This window comes from Streptomyces sp. NPDC052064 (assembly GCF_055585925.1).
Genome location: NZ_JBVJJE010000006.1, coordinates 47,612 through 73,077, shown reverse-complemented (window position 1 = coordinate 73,077; position 25,466 = coordinate 47,612). Strand labels below are relative to the sequence as shown.

Genomic DNA, 25,466 nt, shown 5'->3' with positions numbered 1-25,466 from the left:
GGAACGACAGCGGCGATGACGGTGACAGAGGACGGCCCGCAGGCCATGGACGAGGCGAGCGGGCTCCCGTACGGGCCCGGCATCGACCCGGAGCGGCTGGCCGTCTGCCTCAGCGTGCTCGAGGAACTCGACAAGCTGGAGATCGACCACCCGGACGCCGTCGCCGTGCGCCGGGCCACCGCGGGCGTCTACCGCACGGTCAAGCAGCGCCGCCGCCAGGAGCGCCGGGCCGCCAAGACCGCCCACGACAAGGCGGTCACGGAGGCCACGGCGACCGGCTCCGCCCAGCGCATCGACGACGAGACGGAGGGCCTGCTGCCGTCGTCGGCCACCGAGGAGGGCAGGATCGCGGGGATACTCCAGCGCCCGCGCTCCTGCTACACCTGCAAGACCCGGTACGTGGAAGTCGACTACTTCTACCACCAGCTCTGTCCCGACTGCGCCGCCGTGAACCGGACCAAGCGCGACGTCCGCGCCGACCTCACCGGCAAGCGCGCCCTGCTCACCGGCGGCCGCGCCAAGATCGGCATGTACATCGCGCTCAGGCTGCTGCGCGACGGCGCGCACACCACGATCACCACGCGCTTCCCGAAGGACGCCATCCGCCGCTTCAAGGCGATGGACGACTCGGCGGACTGGATGCACCGCCTGGAGGTCGTCGGCATCGACCTGCGCGACCCGGCCCAGGCCGTGGCCCTCGCGGAGCAGGTCGCCGAGGCGGGCCCGCTCGACATCCTCGTCAACAACGCGACCCAGACCGTACGCCGGCTGCCCTCCGCCTACGCCGCGCTGGTCGAGGGCGAGAGCGCCCCGCTGCCCGCCGGTGAGCTCCCCGCCCACCACGTCATCGGCGCCTTCAACTCCGGCGCGGTCGACGGCCTGGCCGCGCTGCCCCTCGGCACCAGCGGCCTCGACGCCCAGCAGGTCGCCGACCTCGCCCTGGTCGCGGGCAACGCCAGCGTCGAGCGTCACCTCGACGGCACGGCGATCGACGCGGGCGGGCTGGTCCCCGACGTCGTCGACAGCAACACCTGGGTGCAGACGATCGAGCAGATCTCCCCGGTGGAGCTGCTGGAGACCCAGCTGTGCAACTACACGGCGCCGTTCATCCTGATCAGCAGGCTCCGTCCGGTCATGGCCGAGGCCGCGAAGAAGGCGGCGAGCGGACGCGCGTACGTCGTGAACGTCTCGGCGATGGAGGGCGTGTTCGGCCGTGGCTACAAGGGTGCGGGGCATCCGAACACGAACGCCGCCAAGGCCGCGATGAACATGGTGACGCGGACCAGTGCGCAGGAGATGTTCCAGAGCGATGGGATCCTGATGACCTCGGTCGACACGGGGTGGATCACGGATGAGCGGCCTCACTACGACAAGCTGCGGCTGGCGGAGGCCGGGTTCCATGCGCCGCTTGATCTGGTCGACGGTGCGGCACGTGTGTATGACCCGATCGTGCGGGGTGAGGCGGGGGAGGATCTGTACGGGGTCTTTCTGAAGGACTACGCGCCGGGGAAGTGGTAGGGGCTGCCCGGTCGGCGTCAGCGGGTTGAGTGTGGCTCGTCGCGCCCACGTGGCGGAGCCGCACGTCGGTACAGCCCCGCGCCCTCAAGGGGGCGGGGTGCGCGCTGCCCCTACCCGGGTGCCGCCGTCCGCCACAAGGTCGGCCCCTGTCACCTCTACATTGGGGCCGACATAGCCGGCGCCCTCCGTGCACACGTTGATCACCGTGCCGTCGTCCTCCGACATCCACGCCCGCCACGCGCAGTGCACCAGCCGCAGCTGTGCCTCGACGTTGACGGTGAAGGCCTCGCGCCAGCCGTACCTCGTCGGCGTCCCGCGCGGTGACGCACACCGGTGCCCCCGCCGAGGCGAGCGCTTCCGCGACGGCGCGTCCCATGCCGCGCGTGGCCCCCGTGACCATGGCGGCCCTGCCCTCCAGGCCGTACGACGGTGACGTCATCGACGGACCGTCTCATGACGGTCCGTCAGTCGGCAGCCCCTGAGGCGGCGGGAGTCGCGGGCCGCCAGCAGCAGCGCGGCGGACCGCGGCGCGTGGCAGGTCATGGGGGAGCTTTCGACTCACCCAACGGCACTTGAACTGCGCAACCGTCTGGAAACCGCCGGTGCGGACTTACGCCGTTCGAGTGATCATAAAACGCCCTTCCTGTGGCAAATCAGTGCGTAAACCCGAGTTGAACACGGGATGACGCGCGATCGTTACCGCTAGTTTTCAGCCCCATCGAGCGGGGGGCCGCTCATTTGGTTAATCTGGGGCGGACGGACAGCAGGACGGGACCCACACCCACGGTCCGTCATGGGACAAGCCGGTACACCACGGCCTGCGCTCCCGCGAGTTACCGGCGCCACCGCGTCCGAACTGCATTTGGCATCAGACCCGAGCGGGCGTCAGGCGCAGAGCAGGACCGGCGCGCACGTCCCGAGGGTGACCGACACATAAGGAGTGCGCGGTGACACCGGAGAAGACGAATCGCGAGCAACGCCCCAAGGAACACACTGAGCGCAAGGGCCGCCGGTCCGACGAGCTCGGCAGCCTCGACGTGTGGGCCCGGTCGGCCCCGATCCGCCTCGCGGGCTACGAGGACGACCTCGCCGAGCCGCACATCCTGCCCAGCGTGGACTGACCGGGCGCCAACCCCTCCGCGATCGCCTAGCGCATGGGCGTGCCAGACTCGCGCCCATGCTGATCAGGGAAGCAACGGCTGACGACTGGCCGCGCATCTGGCCGTTCTGGCACCGCATCGTCGCCGCGGGCGAGACCTACGCATGGGACCCGGGCACCTCCGAGGACGAGGCCCGGGTCCTGTGGATGAATCCGGCGAAACGCGTCTACGTCGTCGAGGACGACAGCGGCAACGTCGTCGCCTCCGCCTACCTCACCCCCAACTACGGCGGCCCCGCCGCCCGCATCGCCAACGCCGGCTTCATGGTCGACCCGGAACAGGGCGGCCGAGGCTATGGCCGTGCCCTCGCCGGACACCTCCTGACCGAGGCCCGGGCCGCCGGCTACCGGGGCATGGTGTTCAACGCCGTCGTCGAGACCAACCCGGCCGTGAAGCTGTGGACCTCCCTCGGCTTCACGATCCTCGGTACGGTGCCCGACGCGTTCGAGCACCCCCGGCACGGCCTCGTCGGGCTGCACATCATGTACCGGGTGCTCTAGAACACCAGGACATCGGAGGGTTCCGCACCACGGGTGGCCGGCAGGAGACGGTCCTCCAGGCGGCTGTCAGGGACGGACGTACGGCCGGGTCATGATCTCCATGTTGTGGCCGTCCGGGTCGTCGAAGTACGCGCCGCGGCCGCCGAAGAGGTCGTTGACCCGGCCGGGCTCGGTGTGACGCGGGTCGGCGTAGTAGGTGACTCCCAGCGCCTCCAGCCGGGCGATCATGATGCCGAACTGCTCCTCGGGCACGAGGAAGGCGTAGTGCTGCGCCTGGATCGCCTCGTCGGTCTTCTCGTAGTGGTCGAGGGTCACGCCGTTGCCCAGGTCGACGGGCAGGAAGGGCCCGAAGGGGGCGCCCACCTCCAGGCCCAGGACCGCCGCCAGGAACTCCGCCGACAGCCGGCGGTCCGAGGCGAAGACGACGGTGTGGTTGAGGTGGGCGACGGTGGCCGGCCGTTCGGGTGCGTGCTGTGCGTGGGACATGAGTGTGAATCGTCTCCGGGTTCCGGGATCCGTGGTGAAGCGCCGCAGTGGCGCGAGGAGATGAGGAAACACGGAGAAGGGAGGCGGGGCTCGTGCCCTCTCCGGCTCTCGGGCGGGCCCGGGCGGGGTCACTCCCGCCGCGCTCACTCCGAGGCCGGGCGCCTCACTCGTGCATGGCCTACGGCCGACCCGGCAGTCACCCGGCCGACTCTAGTTCATCGGCGCCGTACGCCGCCACGGATTACGTTCCTGCAACTGCCCGGCCAGTTCCAGGAGTTGGTACTCCGTGCCGGGGCGCCCCACCAGCTGCACGGCACACGGGGCACCGGAGGGAAGGGTTCCGCAGGGGATCGACATGGCGGGCCAGCCGGTCAGGTTCCACGGGGGCGTCAGGGGCGAGTAGTTCGTGTTCGCCAGGACGTTGCTCAGCCAGCCCCGCTCGTGCCAGGGCGCGGCCTTGGGGGAACGGCGGGCGAGCGCGGGCGTGAGCAGCACGTCGTACTCGGCGAAGAACGGCTCCAGCCGCCGGCGCAGCTGCTCCCGGGCCGTCCCGGAGCGCACCCTGTCCATGAAGGGCCTGCCGAGTCTCGCGTGGACCCGGGTGCGCCGGGTCAGCAGACGAGCTTCGAGGTGCTGGGCGTCCGCGGCGGTGCCCGCCGTCCAGTGGGCCAGTGAGGTCACGGCGAGCGACATCGGGTAGGGCGGGTCGGCGCGCCGCACCTGGTGGCCCGCCTTCATCAGGATCCCGGCCGTCTCCCGGGCGGCCGCCGTGTACGGCCGGCTGATGGTGACGCCGGCCAGCGGACTGCGCATCGACACGGCGACCCTGAGGGGGCCGGGCTCGGCGCGGAGTGCGGGCTCGTCGCCCGCGAGCACCGAGAGCATCAGGCGGGCGTCCTCGACGGTCGTGGCGAGCGGTCCGTTCTCCGACATGCCGAACCAGTCGCTGCCCCCGGCACCCGTCGGGACCACTCCGTGTCCCGGCTTGATGGTGACGAGGCCGCAGTTGGCGGCCGGTATGCGCAGGGAACCCATGCCGTCGTTGCCGAGGGCGATCGGCACCATCCCGGCGGCGACCGCGGCGGCACTGCCGCCCGACGAACCGCCCGCCGAGCGCGTCGGGTCCCAGGGGTTGCGGGCGATGCCCAGCACGCCGTCCGTCGTGCCGAAGACACACAGTTCGGGCACATTCGTCAGTCCCACGACGACCGCGCCCGCCGCCCGCAGCCGGGCCACCGTCACATGGTCCCGGGCGGCCGGGGTGTCCGGCGTCGCGGCCGAGCCGACGCGGGTCGACTCGCCGTGCACGGCGAGGTTGTCCTTGACGGCCACGGGCACCCCGGCCAGGGGCAGACGGTCGAAGTCGCCGCGTGCGGCCACCTCGTCGGCCTCGGTCAGCGCCGCCTCGGCGCGCACCGTGCGGAAGGCCCCGACGCGGCCGTCGAGCCGCTCGATCCGCGCGAGGTGCTCGGCGACCACCTCGCGGGGGGTGACCCGCTTCTCGCGTACGGCGGCGGATATCTCGGTGGCGGTGCGGCCGGCCCAGGTGGTCACAGAGGCTCCTCGGCGTGGAAGGACGGGCTTACTGGCGAGTACGTAGGGAGAACTGTGCACCGGCTGGGGGCGCACGTCGAGGCTCTCGGCAGATCAATGTGCCTTGGCACGCACCGCACACCGTGCCGCTCGTACACGGCCGGGACGCGCTGGTCGCGGTCCGGCCGGTGGCGGACCACCTCCAGTGGTGGACCGCCGAGTGCGACGTCGTCGGCCGGAACTCCGTACCGCTTCTCGACCTCCCGCCGGACACCGACGGTCGCTGCCCGCCGCCGATGTGACGCGGCCGTGGGAGTGCACCGGTCCCGGGTCTGAGCGGCTCAGCGCAGGTGGCGTGCGAAGAAGGCCTCGGTGATGTCCATCGAGGCCGGCCACCGCGGCCCGAAGGTGTGTCCCTCGCCGGCGTGGGTGCGCAGTTCGACGTCCTTGCCCGCCTTCTCGAACGCGGCGGCGACCTGCCGTGACCAGGAGAGCGGGCAGGTGTCGTCCGCCGTGCCGTGCTGGATCAGCAGCGGTTCGGTGACACGGTCGACGTACGTCAGGGGCGACACGGCGCGCCAGAAGGCAGGGTTCTCCTCGGGAGTGCCGTGCTTCTCCTCGATCTCGGCCACGACGGGGTCGCCGTCGGGCCGCTGGAAGTGGTCGATGTTCTCCTCAGGGCGGGCGCTCGCCGGCGCGTACACCACCGCGGCGTCGAACAGGCCGGGCGCCACGACCAGCGTGTTGTACACCACCCCGCCGCCCATCGACCGGCCGAACAGGCCGATCCGGTCGCCGTCGATCTCCGGCCGCCCGGAGTCGCGCAGGGCCAGGGCGGCGCCGATGACGTCCTCGGTGTAGCCGAGGCGCAGGCCTACGTCGTTGTCGGGGTCGTCGTCGGAGCGGGCGTGGTTGCGGTAGTCGGTGTGCAGGACGACGTAGCCGCTGCGGGCCAGGCGGTCCTGCTCCCGGGGCATGCCCTGGCCGCTGGAGTAGACGTTCGGGTCGATGTACCCGTGCGCCAGCACGAGCGCCGGGAACGGGCCCTCGCCCTCCGGGATGTTCATGATCCCCGAGATGGTCAGACCGTTCGCCTCGTAGGTGACGGCGTAGCGGGTGTAGGCGGAGGTGCGGTCGAGCACGTCCCCCAGCCGCAGCCCGGAGCCGGTGTGCTTGCGCTGTATCAGGGCCGGTAGGGAGACGGGGTCGGCCGGGGCGGGGGTGGGAGAGGACGTCGTGCCAGGTCTCTCGCTCGTGGCCCGGGTCGATGGCGGAGAGGTCTCGGGCGTGCCTTCGCTCCCACCGCCGGTACAGCCGCCCGCGACGGCCAGCAGCATTCCGGCGCTGACCCAGGCTGTGCCCCGTAGCCGCATGGGGCCCATTGTCGCCCGGCGGGCCCGCGAGGCGCGGCCCGAAGCCCCGCTCCGTCGACGTGGCCCACGGTGTCCATCCGTTCAGCAGATACGCGTGGCCGGCCGTTGGTCACGTTGGAGGAGCAGGCCGATGTCGCTCACTCCTTGCGGCGCGGACAGCGGGGGCGCCGGGACGGCGGGAGACGCACGTCACATTTCTCGATGTCACATCGGGCCGAGCCACCGACTCATAGGGGCGTAAGCATCGACAACGACAGAGGAGCTCACCATGAACGCGCGACTGGACGTCTTCGCCATCCCGAGCGCCGGCAAGGTCATCAAGCAGTTCATGTCCCTGGGGCGGCTGGTCGTGGACTCACCACTGCCGGCCACCACCCGGGAACTGGTCTCGCTCCGCGTGAGCCAGATCAACGGCTGCGCGGTCTGCATCGACATGCACACCAAGGAGGCCGCGGCGGCGGGTGAGACCTCCGTACGCATCAACCTGGTCGCCGCATGGCGGGAGGCCACGGTCTACACCGAGGCCGAGCGCGCCGCACTCGAACTGGCCGAGCAGGGGACCCGTATCGCGGACGGCGCCGGTGGGGTGCCGGACGAGGTGTGGGAGCGGGCCGCCAAGCACTATGACGAGGACCAGCTCGTCGCCCTGGTGACCCTGATCGCCTTCATGAACACGGCGAACCGGCTGAACGTCATCCTTCAGCAGCCGGCGGGCGACTACCAGCCCGGTCAGTTCAAGTAGCGGCGGCACCTCGGGCCCTGGGGACTGACTGTTCCTAGGGCCCGAGCTGTGCCCGGAGCCACTCCTCCACCTCGCCCACGTGCGCGGCGGCCGCCGCGCGGGCCGCCTCCGGGTCGTGGGCGGCCAGGGCGCGGTGGATCGCTGCGTGTTCGCGGCGGGTGCGGGCGAAGGCGCCCTCCTCCTGGTAGCCGCGCCAGACACGGGCGCGGAACGTCCGCGACGACAGGCCCTCCAGGATCGCGGCCATGGTCTCGTTGCCCGCGGCCGCCGCGATCTCACGGTGGAAGGCCAGGTCGTGGGCGAGTATCTCCTCCGGGTCGTCCGTGGCGTTCATCGCCGCCAGGTGCTTCTCGACCTCGGCCAGCTGGTCCGCGGTGATCCGGGCGGCGGCCAGCGCGGTCGCCGTCGACTCCAGGATCCGCCGGATCTCCAGCAGCTCCACCAGACGCGGGCCGCGCGACAGGTCCGCCACGACGCCGAAGGTCTCCAGCAGGTCGCCGGCCTCCAGTTGCGTGACGTAAATGCCCGACCCGTGCCGGGCCTCCAGCACGCCCAGCACCGTGAGCGCGCGGATCGCCTCCCGCATCGAACTGCGGGAGATGCCGAGCTGCGCGGCCAGGTCACGTTCGGTCGGCAGCCGCTGGCCCGGCTCCAGCCGGCCCTCGCCGATCATCGCCTTGATCCGCTCGATGGCGCGCTGCGTCACGGTGCCCTTCTGCGGGGCTGTCTCGTCGTCCACGCCATTCCTCCGATCACCGGCTGCGGCGCAGTCTAATCGGCAAGGTGGTCGGACCACTATGCGCCATAAGCGCGAAAATCTGGTGTCGCAGGGTGTTCTGGCGGGCGAGTGGTCTGATAAGTATGCGGACATCTGCTGGAACACCGGTCGATGGGAGCACCCTCGGATGCCCGGAAGCACAGTGCGCAAGCGGAACAGGTCCCGGATCGTCGGCACGGTGGCCCTGGCCGCCGCTGCCTCCCTCGTGCTCGCCGCGTGCGGCAGCACCAAGGACACCGGCGTCTCCGGTGCCGGCGGCGGTGACGGCAGCGGCAAGGTCGGGGTCGTCCTGCCCCTGCTGACCTCGCCGTTCTGGCAGTCGTACAACGACTACGTGCCGAAGATGGCGAAGTCCGAGGGTGTGGACGCGATGAAGACCGTCAACTCCAACAGCGATCCCTCGCAGCAGATCACCGACATCAACAACCAGCTCAACCAGGGCGTCGAGGGCCTGGTCGTCGCGCCGCTGGACAGCGCCGCCATCGAGGCGGGCCTCGACCGGGCCGAGCGCAAGGGCGTGCCGGTCGTCGCCGTGGACGTGGCTCCCGACAAGGGCAAGGTCGCCATGGTCGTCCGGGCGAACAACGTGGCGTACGGCGAGAAGGCCTGCCAGTACCTCGGCGAGCACATCACCTCCGGCAAGGTCGTGCAGATCATGGGCGACCTCGCTTCGGTCAACGGCCGCGACCGCTCCGAGGCGTTCCGCGCCTGCGTGAAGAAGAACTTCCCGAAGCTGAAGGTCCTGGAGATCCCCGCCAAGTGGGAGTCCGACGCGGCGGCCTCGAAGCTCGACACCCTCCTCAACGCCAACCCCGACATCAAGGGCATCTACATGCAGGCGGGCGGCGTCTACCTCGCGCCCACACTCCAGACCCTCAAGTCCAAGGGGATGCTGAAGAAGGCCGGGCAGCAGGGCCACATCACCATCGTCTCCAACGACGGCATCCCGCAGGAGTTCGACGCGATCCGCAAGGGCGAGATCGACGCGACCGTCTCCCAGCCCGCCGACGCCTACGCCAAGTACGGCATGTACTACATCAAGGCGGCGATGGCGGGGAAGACGTTCGAGCCGGGCCCGACCGACCACGGCTCGACCATCGTCAAACTGCCCAGCGGCATCCTGGAGGACCAGCTGCCCGCGCCGCTGGTGACGAAGGACAACGTCGACGACCCCAAGCTCTGGGGCAACACGGTCAAATGAGCACCCCACTGGCTGAAGCGCGGGGCGTCGTCAAGCGGTACGGCCCCACCACCGCCCTCGCCGACGGGCAGCTCACCGTCCTGCCGGGCGAGTCCCACGCCCTCGTCGGGCGCAACGGCGCAGGCAAGTCGACCCTCGTCAGGATCCTCACCGGCCTGGAGGCCCCCGACGAGGGCACCGTCCGCTTCGACGGCGACCCCGCGCCCCCGCTCACCGACCGCGACGCCTGGCGCCGCAAGGTCGCCTGTGTCTACCAGCACCCGACGGTCGTCCCCGAACTGACCGTCGCCGAGAACCTGTTCATCAACCGGCAGCCGCTCCGGCGCGGGTTCATCAGCTGGCGCCGCCTGCAGACCGAGGCGGCCCGGCTCCTCGACACCTGGGACGTGCGCGTCGACCCCGGCGCCCGCACCGCCGACCTCAAGGTCGAGGACCGGCAGATGGTGGAGATCGCCCGGGCCCTCAGCTTCGGCGCCCGCTTCATCATCCTCGACGAACCCACCGCCCAGCTCGACAACCGCGAGATCGAGCGGCTGTTCACGCGCATGCGGGCCCTCCAGGACTCGGGCGTCACCTTCCTGTTCATCTCGCACCACCTCCAGGAGGTCTACGAGGTCTGCCAGACCGTCACGGTTTTGCGCGACGCCCGCTGGATCGCCACCGCGCCGGTCGCCGACCTGCCCCGCCAGGCCCTGGTGGAGGCCATGGCGGGGGAGACGATCGCCGAACAGGCCGAGCGGCTGCGGACCGTCGCGGCCGCCGGGCCCGTCCTCCTCGACGTGCACGGCCTCACCTCGCCCGCGTACGAGAACGTCGGCCTCACCGTCCGCCGCGGCGAGGTCGTCGGACTCGCCGGATCCAGCGCCAGCGGCAAGATCGAGCTCGCCGAGTCGTTCACCGGACTGCACACCCCCACCAGCGGGACGGCCCGTATCGACGGCGCTCCGCTGCCGTTCGGCGACGTCCGGGCCGCGCTGAAGGCAGGCGTCGGCTTCGTCCCCCGCGACCGGCACGACGAGGGCCTGGTCTTCGGCATGTCCATCGGGGACAACGCCACCCTCAGCGTCCTGGAGCGGCTCGGCCGCTTCGGCTTCGTCGGCACCGACCGCAAGCGTGGTGTCGCCACGGCGCTGATCGAACGCCTCGACATCCACGCGGAGGGCCCCGAGCAGCCCGTCTCGGACCTGTCCGGCGGCAACGCGCAGAAGGTCGTCATGGCCCGGGCCCTCGCCTCCGACCCACGGCTCCTGGTCCTCGTCAACCCCACCGCGGGCGTCGACGTGAAGTCCAAGGAGTCCCTGCTCGCCCGGGTGGACAGCGCCCGCGAGGACGGCACCGCCGTGCTCGTCGTCTCCGACGAGCTCGACGACCTCAGGCGCTGCGACCGGGTCCTCGTCCTCTTCCACGGCCGTGTCGTCGCCGAGCACCCGGCGGGCTGGCGCGACCACGAGCTCATCGCCTCCATCGAAGGAGTGGACCATGGCTGACACCAAGGCCGCCCCGCCGCTTGCGCCCGCGCGAGCCACCGACCCGCGCGCCGCCAAGGCCGTCCTCCTCCGCCGCGCCCGCGAACTCGCCCTCGTGCCCGCCCTGCTGCTGCTCCTCGTGCTCGGCGCGGTGGTCAACGACTCGTTCCTCACCGAGCGGAACATCGTCTCGATCCTCGGTGCCTCGGCCGCCCTCGCGATGGTCGTGCTCGCCGAGTCCCTCGTGCTCATCACCGGCAAGTTCGACCTGTCCCTGGAGTCGGTCGTCGGCATCGCGCCCGCCGTGGGCGCCCTGCTCGTACTGCCCGCCGCCCAGTCCGGCTGGGGCACCGAACTCCCGGCGGCACTCGCCCTGTTGGCGATCCTGGCCGCGGGTGCGACCGTGGGCGCCTTCAACGGCCTTCTCGTCGTGAAGTTCAAACTCAACGCGTTCATCGTGACGCTCGCGATGCTGATCGTGCTGCGCGGTCTGCTGGTCGGCGCGACCAAGGGCAAGACCCTGTTCGGGATGCCCGAGAGCTTCTACTCGCTGGCGACCACCACCTTCCTCACCGTCCCGCTGTCCGTGTGGCTCGCCGCGATCGCCTTCGCCGTCGCCGGGCTGGTCCTGAAGTACCACCGGGTCGGCCGCGCCCTGTACGCCATCGGCGGCAACGCGGACGCGGCCCGGGCGGCGGGCATCCGCGTGGAGCGCGTCATGCTCGGCGTGTTCGTCGTCGCGGGCGTCCTCGCCGCCGTCGGCGGCATCATGCAGACCGGGTACGTCGGCGCGATCAGCGCCAACCAGGGCCAGAACATGATCTTCACCGTGTTCGCGGCCGCGGTGATCGGCGGCATCGCCCTCGACGGCGGCAAGGGCACCATGTTCGGCGCTCTGACCGGCGTCCTCCTTCTGGGCGTCGTGCAGAACCTGCTCACCCTCGCCCAGGTGCCGTCGTTCTGGATCCAGGCCATCTACGGCGGGATCATCCTGGTCGCCCTCATGATCGCCCGGGTCACCACGGGCCGTGCCCAGGACTGACCCGCCCGCCCCCGCAACCGACCCGAAAGGCCCTCTGTGTCCCCGACGCCCGCCCGCATCATCGCGGTCGACACCCACGACGTCCGCTTCCCCACCTCGCGCGAGCTCGACGGCTCCGACGCGATGAACCCGGACCCCGACTACTCGGCGGCCTACGTCGTCCTGCGCACGGACGCGGCCGACGGGCACGAGGGGCACGGATTCGCCTTCACCATCGGGCGGGGCAACGAGGTGCAGGTCGCCGCGATCGACGCGCTGCGCGGCCACTTGATCGACCGCTCGGTCGACGACCTGTGCGCCGACCCGTCCACCCTGAACGGCGACCTGATCGGCGACAGCCAGCTGCGCTGGCTCGGCCCCGAGAAGGGCGTGATGCACATGGCGATCGGCGCGGTCGTCAACGCCGTGTGGGACCTGGCCGCCAAGCGCGCCGGACTGCCGCTGTGGCGGCTGCTCGCCGAGGCCGAGCCCGAATGGCTGGTCCGCCAGGTCGACTTCCGTTACCTCACCGACGCCCTCACCCCCGAGGAGGCCCTGACCCTCCTGCGCCGGGGCAGAGAGGGCGCCGAGGAGCGCACGGCCCGGCTGCTGGAGAGCGGCTACCCCGCCTACACCACCTCGCCCGGCTGGCTCGGCTACGACGACGACAAGCTCACCCGGCTCGCGGACCGGGCCGTCGCCGACGGCTTCCGGCAGATCAAGCTCAAGGTCGGCGCCGACCTCGACGACGACATCCGCCGCTGCCGCGTCGCCCGGTCCGTCATCGGCCCGGACGTCCGCATGGCCGTCGACGCCAACCAGCGCTGGGACGTCGACGAGGCGATCCGCTGGACCAAGGCCCTCGCCGAGTTCGCCCCCTACTGGATCGAGGAGCCCACCAGCCCCGACGACATCCTCGGCCACGCGACGATCCGCCGGGCCGTCGCCCCCGTGAAGGTCGCCACCGGCGAGCACGTGCACAACCGGATCGTCTTCAAACAGCTCCTCCAGGCCGGCGCGCTGGACGTCGTCCAGATCGACGCGGCCCGCGTCGGCGGCGTCCCCGAGAACCTCGCGATCCTGCTGCTCTCGGCCAAGTTCGGCGTCCCGGTCTGCCCGCACGCGGGCGGCGTCGGCCTGTGCGAACTCGTCCAGCACCTGTCGATGTTCGACTACGTGGCCCTGACCGGAACCACCGAGGACCGCGTCATCGAATACGTCGACCATCTGCACGACCACTTCCTCGACCCGGTGGTCATCCGCGAAGGTCATTACACGGCACCCACCGCGCCGGGCTTCTCGGCCGCCATGCGGCCCGAGTCGCTGGCGCGGTACACCTACCCGGGCGGCGAGTTCTGGGCCGCCGACCTCGACAAGCAGAAGAAGGGTCGGGTTGCATGAGCGACTTCGAGGGCATCAGGGCCCTGGTGACGGGCGGCGCCTCCGGCATCGGCCGGGCGACCGCGGAACTCCTGGCCGAGCGCGGCGCCCAGGTCGCCGTCCTCGACCTGGACCCGTCGTCGGTCGACAAGCCCCTGCTGGCCTACCGCGCGGACGTCACCGACGACGCGTCCGTGCGCGAGGCCGTGGCGGCGGCGGTCTCCGACCTCGGCGGGCTGGACGTCCTGGTCAACAACGCGGGCATCGGCGCCCAGGGCACCGTCGAGGACAACTCCGACGACGACTGGCACCGCGTCTACGACGTCAATGTCGTCGGCATGGTCCGCACCGCCCGCGCCTGCCTGCCCCACCTGCGCGCCTCCGCGCACGCGGCGATCGTCAACACCTGCTCCATCGCTGCCACCGCGGGCCTGCCCCAACGCGCCCTGTACAGCGCAACCAAGGGCGCCGTGTACTCACTGACCCTCGCCATGGCCGCCGACCACGTCCGCGAGGGCATCCGCGTCAACTGCGTCAACCCCGGCACGGTCGACACCCCCTGGGTCGGCCGTCTCCTCGACGCGGCCCCCGACCCGGCCGCCGAACGCGCCGCCCTGGAGGCCCGCCAGCCCACCGGCCGCCTGGTCGGCGCCGGCGAGGTCGCCGGCGCCATCGCCTACCTGGCGAGCCCCCTGTCCGGCGCCACCACCGGCACCTCGCTCGCCGTCGACGGCGGCATGCAGGGCCTGCGGCTGCGGCCGGTGACCCGGTGAACCGGCTCGGCGGCAGCGGTGTCGAGGTCAGCGCCCTGTCCTTCGGCGCGGCCGCGATCGGCAACCTGTACACCGAGGTCGGCGAGGAGCAGGCCCACGACGCCGTGGAGGCCGCCTGGCAGCGGGGCATCCGCTACTTCGACACCGCCCCGCACTACGGACTCGGCCTGTCCGAACGCCGCCTCGGCGCCGCCCTGCGCGACCACCCCCGCGACCGGTACACCGTCTCCACCAAGGCGGGCCGCCGCCTGGAGCCCTCGGACGGCACCGGCGACGACCTCGCCGGCGGCTTCGCCGTGCCCGCCACCCACCGGCGCGTCTGGGACTTCAGCGCCGACGGCATCCGACGCACCCTGGAGGCCAGCCTGGAACGCCTCGGTCTCGACCGGGTCGACATCGTCTACCTCCACGACCCGGACGAGCACGCCGAATGGGCCTTCCGCGAGGGATACCCGGCGCTGGAGAAACTCCGCCAGGAGGGCGTGGTCGGGGCGATCGGCGCCGGGATGAACCAGGCGGAGATGCTCACCCGCTTCGTCCGCGACACCGACGTCGACGTGGTGCTGTGCGCCGGCCGCTACACCCTGCTCGACCAGAGCGCCCTCACCGGCCTGCTGCCCGCCGCCCAGGAACGCGGCACGTCCGTCGTCATCGGCGGTGCCTTCAACTCCGGCCTGCTGGCCAATCCGCAGCCGGGCGCGAAATACAACTACACCGTCGCACCCTCCGACCTGGTCCAGCGGGCCCTGCGCCTGAAGTCCGTCGCCCACCGCCACGGCACCACGCTGCGCGCCGCCGCCCTGGCCTTCTGCGCCGCCCACCCGGCCGTCGCGAGCGTCCTCGTCGGGGCCCGCTCGGCACACGAAGTACGCGACTGCGCCCACCAGTTCGCCGCCCGTGTGCCCGACGCCTTCTGGCAGGACCTGCGCGCCAAGGGCCTGCTGCCCGCCGACGCCCCCGTGCCCACCGAGGAGCCGTCCGAGGAGCCGTCCGAGGCGCCGTCGAAGGAGCCGTCATGAGAGTCGCCCTGCACACCGGGGTCCGCGCCGACCGCATCGCCGCGTACGAGGCCGCCCACCGCGAGGTGCCCGGGGAACTCACCCACGCCGTTCGCGCCGGCGGCACCACAATGGCCGAACTGCTGGACGTGGTGCACGACTACTCCGGCGAGGGCGCGGACGCCGGCCTGCCCGTCGGCCGGGAGCTGCCGTCATGACCGTGATCGACGCCCACCACCACGTCTGGGACCTGTCCGTGCGGGACCAGGACTGGATCGCCGAAGACAGCCCGATCCGACGCGATTTCACCGTGAAGGATCTCGCGCCCGAGGCCCGCGCGGCGGGCGTCGACCGCACCGTCCTCGTACAGACCGTCACCGTGCCCGAGGAGACCCCGGAGTTCCTGGCCCTGGCCGACGAGCACGAGCTGATCGCCGGGGTCGTCGGCTGGACGGACCTCACCCGCCCCGACCTGGCCGACGAGCTGGCCCGGCTGCGTGAACTGCCCGGCGGGCGGTACCTCAAGGGCATCCGGCACCAGGTCCAGGGCGAGCCGGATCCCGAGTGGCTGCTGCGTCCGGTCGTACGCCGCGGCCTGGCCGCCGTGGCCGACGCGGGGCTGGTGTACGACCTGGTCGTGCTGCCCCACCAGCTCCCGGCCTGCACCGAGGCGGCGGCCTCCCTGCCCGGACTCACCTTCGTCCTCGACCACTTGGGTAAGCCTCCCATCGCCTCCGGCGCCCTCGAACCCTGGGCGTCCGACCTCCGCGCCCTCGCCGCGCTGCCCAACACCGTCTGCAAGCTCTCCGGCATGGTCACCGAAGCCGACCTCGCGTCCTGGACGATCGACGACCTGCGCCCGTACGCCGACACCGTGCTGGAGGCCTTCGGCGCGGACCGCCTGATGTTCGGCTCGGACTGGCCGGTGTGCACCCTCGCGGCGACCTACGGCGACGTGCTCGACACCGCACGCCGGTTGACCGGTCCACCCGAGCACGCCCAGATCTTCGGGGCCACCGCCACCCGCGTCTACGACCTCTGAGCGGTCTCCGCCAGCCGCGTCGGCGGCAGGTACTCCCGTACGTACGTCCGCTCCCAGCACGCGCCCGTCTCCCGCAGTTCGCGCCACGTCGTGCAGCGGTAGCGGAACAGGCGGGCGCGGACGTACCGCGGGGGCTCGTCCGGCGGGAACGGCGAGCGGCGCAGCAGCTTCAGCGTCTCGCGGTCGTTCTCCAGCAGCCGCTCCACCAGGGCGCCGAACCAGGACCCGGCGTACGCGGGGGAGAGGGCCGCGAACCACATCAGCCAGTCGAGCCGCAGATGGTACGGCGCGAACTGGCGCGGCCAGTGCCGGGGATCACCGGGCTTGCCCTTGAACTCGTACTCCCGCCAGTCCGAGTCCTCACGCGGTACGGCGTCGGCCGTGCCCTCGACGACCACTTCGTAGCGGACCCGGCTGACGCTGCCGAACGCGCCGTAGGTGTTGACCAGATGGAGCGGGTCGAAGGAGCGGTTCATCACCTGGCGGCGGGAGATCATGTTGCGGACCGGCTGATAGCTGAGCCCCAGCAGCAGCGCGGCGACCGAGAGGACCACGATCTCGTACCAGAGCGGCGCGTCGGGCACCGAAGGCGGATCGCTCGGGAACTTCACCGCCGACAGGGCCAGCACGATGGTGATCCAGTTCAGCCAGGCGAAGTTACCCGACAGCACCAGCCACAGCTGGGTGACGATCATCAACGCGGCAGCGGCCGTCGCGACCGGCTGCGGGGTGAACAGCACGAAGGGCACCACGAGTTGCGTGAAGTGGTTCGCGGCCACCTCGGCCCGGTGCAGGGGCCTGGGCAGATGGTGGAAGAACCAGCTGAGCGGGCCCGGCATCGGCTGCGTCTCGTGATGGTGGTCCAGGCACGTCAGCTTCCGCCAGCACTCGTCGCCCCGCATCTTGATCAGTCCCGCGCCGAACTCCACGCGGAACAGGATCCACCGCAGCAGGAACAGCACGACGACGGGCGGCGCCACCTCGTCGTTGCCGAGGAACACGGCGAGGAAACCGACCTCCAGCAGCAGCGACTCCCAGCCGAACGAGTACCAGGTCTGCCCGACGTTGACGATCGACAGGTACAGCACCCACGGCACCAGCCACAGCAGCATGCCGCCCCACAGGGGCAGCAGCGAGTCGAGCCCGGCCAGCAGAGCCGCCGACACCGCGCAGCCCGCCCACGCGCAGACGGCGAAGAAGCGGTCCGAGTAGTACAGCTGGAACAGACTCGGCGCCCGCCGGAACGGCACCTGCCCGACGAACCGCGGCACCGGCAGCATGCCGCGCTGCCCGATCAGCGCGCGGAACTGCAACGCCGCCGTCAGGAACGCGACCAGGTACACGGCGGCCAGCGCCCGCTGGAAGACCAGCCGGCTCAGCCAGTAGTCGGATGCGGTGAACCAGTCCACGGCCGTGCGCTCCTCCCAGTGCGGCGCCGGACCCCGGTGTCACGCTCCGTGTGCCACCGCTGCGGTTGTGTGACCCGAGTGAGTGAAGCAAACAATAGTTGACCAACTACCTCATATGTGACGAAGTGGGCTGGAGGGCGAGGTGCGGACACCCACCGGGACCTTCGTCACGGCCTGCGCGCTCTCCGCGGCGCTCCTCCTCTCGGGCTGCGGCGGCAGCGGTGGCGACGGCGACGCCGCGGGCGCCGACGGGGCACTCTTCCTCCAATCGGCCGCGGCCCAGGGGCCGAACCCCTTCACGGACTCCACGGCCACCACGACGGCTACCCCGTCCCCCACCTCCCGAACGCCGGAGACGGCCGCCCGGGCGGCGCCGTCCGGGTCTCCGCCGGCCTGAGCGGCCTGCGCTCGCTCTCCGGCGGAACACCCGGCCTGTACGGCGGCATCGAGTGAGCCGGCAGCCGCGACGTCGCCCGGCGGATCGGCCACCTCACCCGTGACGGGGCCAGGACGCGCGCCTTCGCCCGGTTCGCGGGCGTCTCCCCGGCGTCCGTCCCGGACCATCCGCGTGGACTGACCCCGGTCGTGCTGAGCGCCGACACCAGGGTCACCAACCACGGCTACCGGGTCGGCCGGGCGCCGGCTATCAGGCCGTCCTCCAGGCGGGCACCGCCGTCCTGGTCGACGACGGGGGCGTGCCGCGCGTCCGGTGCGCCTGCGGCAACCCGCTTCGCCCGCCGGTGGCGATGCTCGGCACGTCGGCCGTCAAGGGCACCCCTTGGCCCGGCCGCCGGCCCGGCCAGGTCGTCGTCGTTGCCCTCGCCGCGCAGGCGATCACCGGCTTCACGATGGTCGACGTCGCCACCCGCACCTGGATCGAACGGCGCACCGGCCACGACGTACACCGCGACCGGGCCCTGCCGCCACCGGTCTGGGCGACGTCCCCTCGGTGCCGACGCCGGAGCCGCGTCCGAGCCGCCGCCCTCGTCCCGCGAGAGTCCGGCGTCTCCGCGGACCTGGACAGCAGGTCCCCCTGGAGAGTGAGCTCCCCGAGTGACATGAGCCCCCCCGGTCACCGTCACGGACGCACCGCCGGCCGGCGGCACCGGCCCGCTGCCCGACGAACCGTCCCCCGAAGACCCCCGCGGCCCCGAGGTCGGCCCCGACACCGTGCCGGACCGTCCCGATCTGCCCGACGGAGCCGGGCTGATTCCCGACGACCCGGCCGCCGACAGCATCCTCGGCAGCCCCACGGACGTCTTAGGTGACTGCGGGCCGGTTCGGCGGAGCGGCCCGTAGACTCAGCACATCCGGTCGAAGAACCGGACGAATCCTGGCAAGGTGGGCCCATGGCTGATCGGGGAGCGAGCGCCCTGTCACTCCCGGACGACTGGCCCGCCCACCCGGACCGGATCCTCGCGCTCAACCGGATGGGCAGCTTCGACTGGGATCTGGACACCGGCCTGATGCAGATGGACGCCCAGGCCCACGAGGTCTTCGACGTGCGCCCCGACGAGTACGACGACCACCCCGAGACCCTCTCCGAGCGCGTCCCGCCCGGCGAGGCCCGGCGCCTGGACACCGCGGTCACCCAGGCCCTCAAGGACGGCAGCGAGAACTACGGCACCTACTTCCGCATCCGCCGCCGCGACGGCTCCCTGCGCTGGACCCACACCCAGGGCTATATCCGGCGCGACGACACCGGACGGCCCCGCCGCATCATCGGCATCGTCCGGGACGCCACCCAGGAACTCGCCGAGAGCGAGGCCCGCAGCGACCAGGCCGCCCAGGACGCGGCCCGCCGGCAGCAGACCAGCGTCGTCGAACTCACCACGGCCGCCCTCGCCCACGCCCGCACCGTCCAGGACGTCATCGACGTCCTCAAGGACACCCACGGCCTCACCCACCTGGGCGCCACCAGCCTCGTCATGGGCCTGGTCGAGGCCGGCCGCATCCGCCTGGTCGCCGAGGGCCCCTCGGACAGCTTCGTGCCCGGCACCCGCATCACCCGGATCGACGAGCCCTACCCGATGAGCGAGGTCGTACGGACTCTCGGCCCCTGCTTCATCGAGTCGCCGGAGGAGTTCGCCGAGCGCTACCCGATCCTCTGGCCGCACATCACCGACCTGAACATCACCTCGGCCGCCTATCTGCCGCTCATCGTCCAGGCCCGGCCGATCGGCGCGATGGGCCTGCTCTACAGCGACCGGCGCGGCTTCACCCCCGAGGAGCGCAACATCCTCGTCGCCCTCGGCAGCAGCATCGCGCAGAGCCTCCAGCGGGCCATGTTCTACGAGCAGGAGATGGACCTCGCGCAGGGCCTCCAGCAGGCCATGCTGCCCCGGACCATCCCGAGCGTGCCCGGGGCCGACGTCGCCGTCCGCTACCGCGCCGCCACACTCGGCGGCTCCGTCGGCCGTGACATCGGCGGCGACTGGTACGACCTGATCCCGCTGCCCGGCGGCCGGGTCGGCGCCGTCATCGGCGACGTCCAGGGCCACGACACGCACGCGGCCGCCGTCATGGGCCAGTTGCGCATCGTGCTGCGCGCCTACGCCGCCGAGGGACACCCCCCGGCGACCGTGATGGCCCGGGCCTCCGTCTTCCTGCACGAACTCGACACCGACCGCTCCGCGACCTGCCTCTACGCGGAGGCCGATCTGTCCACCGGCGTGCTCCAGATGGTCCGGGCCGGCCACCTCGATCCGCTCGTGCGGCACACCGACGGCTCCTGCCGCCGCGTCACCGTCCCGGGCGGTCTGCCGCTCGGCCTGTCCGCCGAGTTCGGCCGCCTCGACTACCCGGTGGGCACCGTGGAGCTGGACCCGGGCGAGACCCTGCTGCTGTGCACCGACGGCCTGGTGGAGCAGCCCGGCGCCGACCTCGACGACGGTATGCGCACCCTCACCGCGCTCGTCACCACCGGCCCCGACGACGTGCGGGACCTCGCCGACCGGCTCATCGACGTGGCCGCCGAACGCGGCGGCGACGACGACGTGGCGCTGCTCCTGCTGCGCCGGCGCGGCCCGGACGGCCCGCGGTCCGGCCTCCGCCTCCAACGGCATGTCGCGCCCGGCGATCCGGCGGCCCTGGCCGACGCCCGGCACATGATCCGCACCGCGGTCGGCGTCTGGGGAGCCGGGGACCGCGCCGACGAGATCGAACTGGTCGCCGACGAGCTGATCACCAACGTCCTGATGCACACCGAGGGCTCCGCGATCGTCACCCTGCGGGCCCTCACCGGCTCCGATCTCCGGCTGCGCGTCGAGGTCGAGGACTCCTCCAGTGCCCTGCCGCGCCGCCGCGAGGCGGGCGAGTCGGGCGTCTCCGGCCGGGGCCTGCTGCTGGTCGAGCTGCTCACCGACGTGTGGGGCGTGGAGGCACGCGGCGGCGGCAAGGCCGTGTGGTGCGAGTTCGTGGTGCCCGGCCCCGACTAGGGTCCTTCTGGTGGATCTCCGCAGCGTCGCGCCGCCCGGCACGCACGCTCGCCGCACGGTGTGCAGGGCCAGGTGGCTCCGCCACATGACCCTGCACACCGCACGCCGATCGCACGCACCGAACGCCGCTCCTTCTCCTGCGGAGATCCACCAGAAGGACCCTGACCCCACGTGGCACTCTGGACCTATGCCGGAACTCCCCGAGGTCGAGGCGCTCAAGGACTTCCTCACCGAGCACCTCGTCGGCCACGAGATCGTACGGGTGCTGCCCGTCGCGATCAGCGTCCTGAAGACGTACGACCCGCCCCTGTCCGCGCTGGAGGGCCACGAGGTCGCCGCCGTACGCCGGTACGGCAAGTTCCTCGACGTCGGGACCGCGGACGGTCCGCACTTCGTGACGCATCTGGCCCGTGCCGGCTGGCTGCACTGGAAGGACCGCCTCCCCGACGGCCCGCCCCGCCCCGGCAAGGGCCCCCTCGCGCTGCGCGTCGCCCTGGAGACCGGCGCCGGCTTCGACCTGACCGAGGCCGGAACCCAAAAGCGGCTCGCGGTGTACGTCGTCCGGGACCCGCAGGAGGTCCAGGGCATCGAGCGGCTCGGCCCGGACCCGCTGGCCGACGACTTCGACGAGCGGCGCTTCACGGAACTGCTGGCCGGTGAACGGCGGCAGCTCAAGGGCGCGTTGCGCGACCAGAGTCTGATCGCGGGCGTGGGCAACGCCTACAGCGACGAGATCCTGCACGCGGCGAAGATGTCGCCCTTCAAACTGGCCGCCTCGCTGAGCGAGGAGGAGACCGGGCGGTTGTACGCGGCTCTGCGCGACACGCTCACCGAGGCGGTCGAACGCTCCCGGGGCGTGGCGGCCGGCCGGCTGAAGGCCGAGAAGAGGAGCGGCCTGCGCGTGCACGGCCGCACCGGCGAGCCCTGCCCGGTGTGCGGCGACACCGTCCGCGAGGTGTCCTTCAGCGACTCATCGCTCCAGTACTGCCCGACCTGCCAGACGGGCGGCAAACCGCTGGCGGACCGCAGGATGTCCCGGCTGCTGAAGTGACCCGTGCTCGCCCTCACCGGAGCGGACGCGACGGGTGGGATGCTGTTGCTCCACCGCGGCATCCCGGAGGCCAGGTCCAGCTGGGCCGGCACGCCCGTGCGGAACTGGCCGGGCAGCCGGCGCTGCTGGATGCCGGCGGGACAGACGGGGCGCACGGGGCGCCCGGCGACAGGGGGGACGGACGACACGCCCTTCGCGGACCGGCCTATTGCGGCTGGAGTCTCACCAGGACCTCTCCGGACGCCGCGCGGACCTCGTAGCGGGCGGTCTCGTCGGGATGCATGGAGGAACTGGCCATCATCGTGCTGGGGTGGGTGTCGTGCCCGGGCCCGTGCCAGCTGGTCGCGGTCTCCTCGGTGCCGTCACGGCCGACGATGACCAGGTGGCAGGGGCGGGGACCGGCGGCGTCCTTCACCTTCAGTTCGACCTGGCTGCCCGAGGCCTTGTCCTCGACCGTGACCTGGGCCCAGACACCCGACCGCGCGTCGGTCGCCGCGATCCGCACCTGCTCCTCGGCGCTGCCCTGCGCCATCATCGCGACGCCGGGTACCGACACGGCGAGCGCCACCGACGCGGCCAGGGCGAACAGCATCCGCCTGCGCCCGGCCCGGCGCCGCGTCGCCACCTCGGCCAGCAGCCGGTCCAGCATGCGCGGACCGGGCTGCGCCATCGGATGCACGAACCGCGGCGTCGCCCGCCGGTACAGCATCAACTGCCGTGTCGTCGGGCCGAATTCCGTCACCTCTGCGGCGCACCGAGGGCACTCCATGAGGTGGTCCTCGAAGCGGAAGGCCTCCGCCTCGTCCAGCACGCCGAGCGCGTAGGCGCCGACGTCGCGATGCCTTTCCAGGGACCTCATGCCGAATCCTCGTGCCGTTGGGTGCGGGTGGGGTTACTCCTTGCTCCCACCGGTACGGACCAGGCAGCGGAATCACTCAAGCCGGTGACACAATCGCAACCAAAGGATTCGGAGCGCTCCGGCCCGCGGATTGGTCCGGGGCCGCAGAAATCTAAAAAAGATGGATGGCGAGGTGTCCCAGCGGCAGTCCGAGCTGCCAGGCGGGCGTCCAGACCTTCGGCCCCTCGTCCTCCCCGACCACCGGAGCGCCGCCCGGCACCGCGTTCAGGTCGGGCGCGAGCAGCTCCGTCTCCTGGAGCCAGCGCCACGCCTCCTCCGCCAGGTCCAGGTCCGGCGCGGGCCGGCCCGACTCCGCGGCCCCGGCGGCGAGCTCGGCCAGCCGAACGCGCACCCACTCCTGCCACGGCTGGTCGTACGCCGTCAGTGACAGCCACGTCTCCAGCTGCGTGACGACCCGGATGCCGGACAGCTCCCCCTCGGTGTCGGAGAGGAAGATGGTCAGCGCCAGGGCGTCCCGCCCCGCGCGGAACTCGAAGGACGTCGGCGGCATCAGATCGCCGGTCCGCAGCAGTTCGTCGGCGATGTACTCGGCGTACAACCACGCCATGGGGACGGTCAGTTCGCCGCCGCCGTCCGTGCTCTCGTGACCTCTGTGCAGCATCCCTTCCTGCCTTCCTCCGGTACGTGCGCGTTGCCCGACACCGGGCCCCGGGGCGCTGACGGCCCCATCCGGAACACGGATGGGAACAGCCGATTACTCAACCGGGGTCTTCAGCAAGGCGCTTTACGGAGGCTTGACTCAGCCATTGGTTTCAGCGCAGGTCGGTGGCGTATCCCGGAAGCACCCGGCGCAGGGCGCGCAGCGCGTAGTACGCGCGGGACTTCACGGTACCGGGCGGGATGCCGAGGGTCGCCGCGGCTTCCGCCACACTCGCCCCCTGGAAGTACACGAGCACCAGGACTTCACGGTGTTCCGGAGTGAGTGTCTTCACAGCCTGGCGGACATCGAGCATCGCCGCGGCCCGCTCGGCGTGGTCGGAGATGACCCGCGCGTTCTCCAGCACCGCGTCGCCGACCTCGGCCGGTCGGGCCTGCCGGGCTCGCCGGGCGTCGATCGCGAGCCGCCGCGCGACGGTCATCAGCCAGGGCCGTACGGACTCGAAGTCGTCGGCGCGCAGCGCCTCGGGGTGCTGCCAGGCACGCACCAGCGTCTCCTGGACCAGGTCCTCCGCGCGCTGCCGGTCCCCGTCGCAGAGTCGGAGCAGGAGCGCGAAGAGGGGCCGGCCGTGCTCCCGCTGCAGTGCGGCGAGCTCGTGCTCGGCGGTCGTCCCGTTCGTGAGAGTGGATCCGGCCGTCATGGCCGTATGCCACCGCAGGGCGCAGCCGGGGGGACAGGGCACGTACACGCCTGTGCGGCGGACGGTCGATCGCGTCGACGAACGGTTCGACGAACGGTCACGGCCGCCCGCCGGCCGCCCGCCGGACGGGCTAATGAGCGTGTCGGAGCCGCGTGGGGCGCGGCGAGCCTTCTTTCCTGTTTGTGCGTAAATACGACAACAACGCCCACAGTGGGGTGAATGCATGATCGCACGCAGTCGACAGGTGGCCCTGGCCCTGACCGTCGCCCTCGCCGCAGGTGCCGCCTGCCAGGCCCGCAGCCACGAACCGACCGGCCACGGACGCCCGGCCCCGTCCGCGGTCGGACCCCGCGGCTTCACACTGGTCGCCTCCGGTGACGTCATCCCGCACAGCTCGATCATCGACCGGGCCCGCTTCGACGCCGGCGGCACCGGCTACGACTTCCGGCCGATGCTCGCGGGGATCCGCTCCGTCGTCTCCCGCGCCGACGTGGCCCTGTGCCACATGGAGACCGTGTACGGCGCGGACGGCGACTACACCGGCTACCCCACCTTCAAGTCCCCGCCGGAGGTGGCCCGGGCCCTCGCCGCAACCGGCTACGACGGCTGCTCCACCGCCTCCAACCACACCCTCGACGACGGCGCCGACGGCATCAGCCGCACCCTCGACGCCCTGGACCGCGCGGGCGTACGGCACGCCGGCTCGGCACGCGCCGAGGAGGAGGCGCGCGCGGTGACGATCCTCCAGGCGGGACCGGCCAAGATCGCGCACCTCGCCTACACCTACGGCACCAACGGCGTCCCGTTCCCGGACGGACAGCCCTGGGCCGTGAACCTCATCGACGAGGCCAAGATCCTCGCGGACGCCCGGGCCGCGCGCCGGGCCGGCGCCGACGTGGTCGTCGTCTCCCTGCACTGGGGCACCGAGTGGCAGGACGCCCCCGATGAACAGCAGCTGACCCTGGCCCGGAGGCTCACCGCCGCACGCGGCGAGGGACGCCCCGACATCGACCTGATCCTCGGCACCCACGCGCACGTCCCGCAGGCCTACGAGAAGGTCAACGGCACCTGGGTGATCTACGGCATGGGCGACCAGATCGCCGCCGAGATGACCAACCACCAGGGCGCCCGGGACCCGCGCGGCAACCAGTCCACCCTCGGCCGCTTCACCTTCGCCCCGCCCGCACGGCCGGGTGGCCGCTGGGAGGTGACGAAGGCCGAGTTCGTCCCGCAGCTGTTCGACGTCGACGCCGGCCGGGTCGTCAACCTCAACCGGGCGATCGCCCAGGGCGCCGGCGTACAGGCCGACCGCGACCGCATCCGCGACGTCGTGCTCAGCCGGGGCGCGGCCGAGGACGGCCTGGTGATGGGGGAGTAGGCC

The 25,466-nt window shown here is 71.9% G+C and carries 25 protein-coding genes and 2 pseudogenes; 18 read left to right on the top strand and 9 right to left on the bottom strand.

Annotated elements, in window-relative coordinates; translation table 11 throughout:
• Nucleotides 1-15: 15 nt before the first annotated feature.
• The gene (locus ACZ6TU_RS17635; RefSeq protein WP_467670986.1) at nt 16-1,518 is read left to right on the top strand and encodes an SDR family NAD(P)-dependent oxidoreductase; all 1,503 of its coding nucleotides are present in this window, start codon (nt 16-18) and stop codon (nt 1,516-1,518) included.
• A 129-nt stretch (nt 1,519-1,647) separates the two neighbouring features.
• Here the strand turns inward: ACZ6TU_RS17635 and ACZ6TU_RS17630 are convergent.
• Nucleotides 1,648-1,957: pseudogene (locus ACZ6TU_RS17630) on the bottom strand (SDR family NAD(P)-dependent oxidoreductase); the annotation flags it as partial.
• 508 nt (nt 1,958-2,465) lie between these two features.
• Between ACZ6TU_RS17630 and ACZ6TU_RS17625 the strand changes: the two are divergent.
• Entirely contained in the window at nt 2,466-2,639 is a 174-nt protein-coding gene (locus ACZ6TU_RS17625) for a hypothetical protein (RefSeq protein ID WP_467670988.1), read from the top strand.
• A gap of 56 nt (nt 2,640-2,695) precedes the next feature.
• Nucleotides 2,696-3,178, top strand: a complete 483-nt coding sequence (locus tag ACZ6TU_RS17620) for a GNAT family N-acetyltransferase (protein ID WP_469549330.1) — start codon at nt 2,696-2,698, stop codon at nt 3,176-3,178.
• Nucleotides 3,179-3,244: 66 nt separating this feature from the next.
• Here ACZ6TU_RS17620 and ACZ6TU_RS17615 read toward each other — a convergent pair whose 3' ends face one another.
• Together ACZ6TU_RS17615 and ACZ6TU_RS17610 are read right to left on the bottom strand one after the other, a co-directional pair.
• Nucleotides 3,245-3,664: a VOC family protein gene (locus tag ACZ6TU_RS17615; protein ID WP_469549327.1), complete on the bottom strand. Its 420-nt coding sequence runs from the start codon at nt 3,662-3,664 to the stop codon at nt 3,245-3,247.
• A 210-nt stretch (nt 3,665-3,874) separates the two neighbouring features.
• Complete coding sequence (locus tag ACZ6TU_RS17610) at nt 3,875-5,218, bottom strand: amidase (RefSeq protein ID WP_469549324.1); 1,344 nt, start codon at nt 5,216-5,218, stop codon at nt 3,875-3,877.
• 98 nt (nt 5,219-5,316) lie between these two features.
• On the opposite strand from ACZ6TU_RS17610, the gene ACZ6TU_RS17605 reads away from it, so the two are divergent.
• Nucleotides 5,317-5,499 carry a hypothetical protein gene (locus ACZ6TU_RS17605; RefSeq protein ID WP_469549322.1) on the top strand — a complete coding sequence of 61 codons (183 nt, stop codon included), beginning with the start codon at nt 5,317-5,319 and terminating at the stop codon, nt 5,497-5,499.
• Nucleotides 5,500-5,538: 39 nt separating this feature from the next.
• Here the strand turns inward: ACZ6TU_RS17605 and ACZ6TU_RS17600 are convergent, their stop codons facing one another.
• Complete coding sequence (locus ACZ6TU_RS17600) at nt 5,539-6,570, bottom strand: alpha/beta hydrolase family protein (protein WP_469549319.1); 1,032 nt, start codon at nt 6,568-6,570, stop codon at nt 5,539-5,541.
• Nucleotides 6,571-6,838: 268 nt separating this feature from the next.
• On the opposite strand from ACZ6TU_RS17600, the gene ACZ6TU_RS17595 reads away from it, so the two are divergent.
• Nucleotides 6,839-7,312 carry a carboxymuconolactone decarboxylase family protein gene (locus ACZ6TU_RS17595; RefSeq protein WP_467671000.1) on the top strand — a complete coding sequence of 158 codons (474 nt, stop codon included), beginning with the start codon at nt 6,839-6,841 and terminating at the stop codon, nt 7,310-7,312.
• 34 nt (nt 7,313-7,346) lie between these two features.
• Here ACZ6TU_RS17595 and ACZ6TU_RS17590 read toward each other — a convergent pair whose 3' ends face one another.
• Nucleotides 7,347-8,051, bottom strand: coding sequence for a FadR/GntR family transcriptional regulator (locus ACZ6TU_RS17590; protein ID WP_467671002.1), 705 nt, complete (start codon nt 8,049-8,051; stop codon nt 7,347-7,349).
• Between the two features lie 166 nt (nt 8,052-8,217).
• Here ACZ6TU_RS17590 and ACZ6TU_RS17585 point away from each other — a divergent pair, with 166 nt between their 5' ends.
• From ACZ6TU_RS17585 to ACZ6TU_RS17550, 8 genes are read left to right on the top strand one after another with little or no spacing between them, the layout of a single operon-like run.
• Nucleotides 8,218-9,291 (top strand): sugar ABC transporter substrate-binding protein, encoded by a 1,074-nt coding sequence (locus ACZ6TU_RS17585; RefSeq protein ID WP_469549316.1) that lies wholly within the window; start codon nt 8,218-8,220, stop codon nt 9,289-9,291.
• Nucleotides 9,288-10,778: a sugar ABC transporter ATP-binding protein gene (locus ACZ6TU_RS17580; RefSeq protein ID WP_469549314.1), complete on the top strand. Its 1,491-nt coding sequence runs from the start codon at nt 9,288-9,290 to the stop codon at nt 10,776-10,778. Before ACZ6TU_RS17585 ends, ACZ6TU_RS17580 begins: the two co-directional genes overlap by 4 nt.
• Entirely contained in the window at nt 10,771-11,799 is a 1,029-nt protein-coding gene (locus ACZ6TU_RS17575; protein ID WP_467671007.1) for an ABC transporter permease, read from the top strand. The genes ACZ6TU_RS17580 and ACZ6TU_RS17575 overlap by 8 nt, the downstream gene beginning before the upstream one ends.
• Before the next feature lie 36 nt (nt 11,800-11,835).
• Nucleotides 11,836-13,179, top strand: coding sequence for an L-fuconate dehydratase (locus tag ACZ6TU_RS17570; RefSeq protein WP_469549310.1), 1,344 nt, complete (start codon nt 11,836-11,838; stop codon nt 13,177-13,179).
• Nucleotides 13,176-13,931 carry an SDR family NAD(P)-dependent oxidoreductase gene (locus tag ACZ6TU_RS17565; RefSeq protein ID WP_467671011.1) on the top strand — a complete coding sequence of 252 codons (756 nt, stop codon included), beginning with the start codon at nt 13,176-13,178 and terminating at the stop codon, nt 13,929-13,931. The genes ACZ6TU_RS17570 and ACZ6TU_RS17565 overlap by 4 nt, the downstream gene beginning before the upstream one ends.
• Entirely contained in the window at nt 13,928-14,950 is a 1,023-nt protein-coding gene (locus ACZ6TU_RS17560; RefSeq protein ID WP_469549307.1) for an aldo/keto reductase, read from the top strand. Before ACZ6TU_RS17565 ends, ACZ6TU_RS17560 begins: the two co-directional genes overlap by 4 nt.
• Nucleotides 14,947-15,147, top strand: a complete 201-nt coding sequence (locus tag ACZ6TU_RS17555) for a hypothetical protein (RefSeq protein WP_467671015.1) — start codon at nt 14,947-14,949, stop codon at nt 15,145-15,147. The genes ACZ6TU_RS17560 and ACZ6TU_RS17555 overlap by 4 nt, the downstream gene beginning before the upstream one ends.
• Nucleotides 15,144-15,971: an amidohydrolase family protein gene (locus ACZ6TU_RS17550; protein ID WP_469549303.1), complete on the top strand. Its 828-nt coding sequence runs from the start codon at nt 15,144-15,146 to the stop codon at nt 15,969-15,971. The genes ACZ6TU_RS17555 and ACZ6TU_RS17550 overlap by 4 nt, the downstream gene beginning before the upstream one ends.
• On the opposite strand, the gene ACZ6TU_RS17545 is transcribed toward ACZ6TU_RS17550, so the two are convergent.
• A complete protein-coding gene (locus ACZ6TU_RS17545; RefSeq protein ID WP_467671019.1) occupies nt 15,959-17,380 on the bottom strand; it encodes a lipase maturation factor family protein in 1,422 nt (473 codons plus the stop codon). The genes ACZ6TU_RS17550 and ACZ6TU_RS17545 overlap by 13 nt on opposite strands.
• Nucleotides 17,381-17,522: 142 nt before the next feature.
• On the opposite strand from ACZ6TU_RS17545, the gene ACZ6TU_RS17540 reads away from it, so the two are divergent.
• From ACZ6TU_RS17540 to ACZ6TU_RS17525, 4 genes and pseudogenes are all read left to right on the top strand, one after another.
• Nucleotides 17,523-17,777, top strand: coding sequence for a hypothetical protein (locus tag ACZ6TU_RS17540; protein WP_467671021.1), 255 nt, complete (start codon nt 17,523-17,525; stop codon nt 17,775-17,777).
• An 83-nt stretch (nt 17,778-17,860) separates the two neighbouring features.
• Nucleotides 17,861-18,648 (top strand): annotated as a pseudogene (locus tag ACZ6TU_RS17535) (DUF6777 domain-containing protein).
• Between the two features lie 81 nt (nt 18,649-18,729).
• Nucleotides 18,730-20,817, top strand: a complete 2,088-nt coding sequence (locus ACZ6TU_RS17530) for a SpoIIE family protein phosphatase (RefSeq protein ID WP_469549299.1) — start codon at nt 18,730-18,732, stop codon at nt 20,815-20,817.
• 187 nt (nt 20,818-21,004) lie between these two features.
• Entirely contained in the window at nt 21,005-21,868 is an 864-nt protein-coding gene (locus ACZ6TU_RS17525; RefSeq protein WP_469549296.1) for an Fpg/Nei family DNA glycosylase, read from the top strand.
• Nucleotides 21,869-22,073: 205 nt separating this feature from the next.
• On the opposite strand, the gene ACZ6TU_RS17520 is transcribed toward ACZ6TU_RS17525, so the two are convergent.
• From ACZ6TU_RS17520 to ACZ6TU_RS17510, 3 genes are all read right to left on the bottom strand, one after another.
• The gene (locus ACZ6TU_RS17520) at nt 22,074-22,727 is read right to left on the bottom strand and encodes a zf-HC2 domain-containing protein (RefSeq protein WP_467671027.1); all 654 of its coding nucleotides are present in this window, start codon (nt 22,725-22,727) and stop codon (nt 22,074-22,076) included.
• Between the two features lie 151 nt (nt 22,728-22,878).
• Nucleotides 22,879-23,388, bottom strand: coding sequence for a hypothetical protein (locus ACZ6TU_RS17515; RefSeq protein WP_467671029.1), 510 nt, complete (start codon nt 23,386-23,388; stop codon nt 22,879-22,881).
• A 151-nt stretch (nt 23,389-23,539) separates the two neighbouring features.
• Nucleotides 23,540-24,085 (bottom strand): sigma-70 family RNA polymerase sigma factor, encoded by a 546-nt coding sequence (locus tag ACZ6TU_RS17510; RefSeq protein ID WP_467671031.1) that lies wholly within the window; start codon nt 24,083-24,085, stop codon nt 23,540-23,542.
• Nucleotides 24,086-24,308: 223 nt separating this feature from the next.
• Between ACZ6TU_RS17510 and ACZ6TU_RS17505 the strand changes: the two genes are divergently transcribed.
• Nucleotides 24,309-25,463 (top strand): CapA family protein, encoded by a 1,155-nt coding sequence (locus tag ACZ6TU_RS17505; RefSeq protein ID WP_467671033.1) that lies wholly within the window; start codon nt 24,309-24,311, stop codon nt 25,461-25,463.
• Nucleotides 25,464-25,466: the final 3 nt, after the last annotated feature.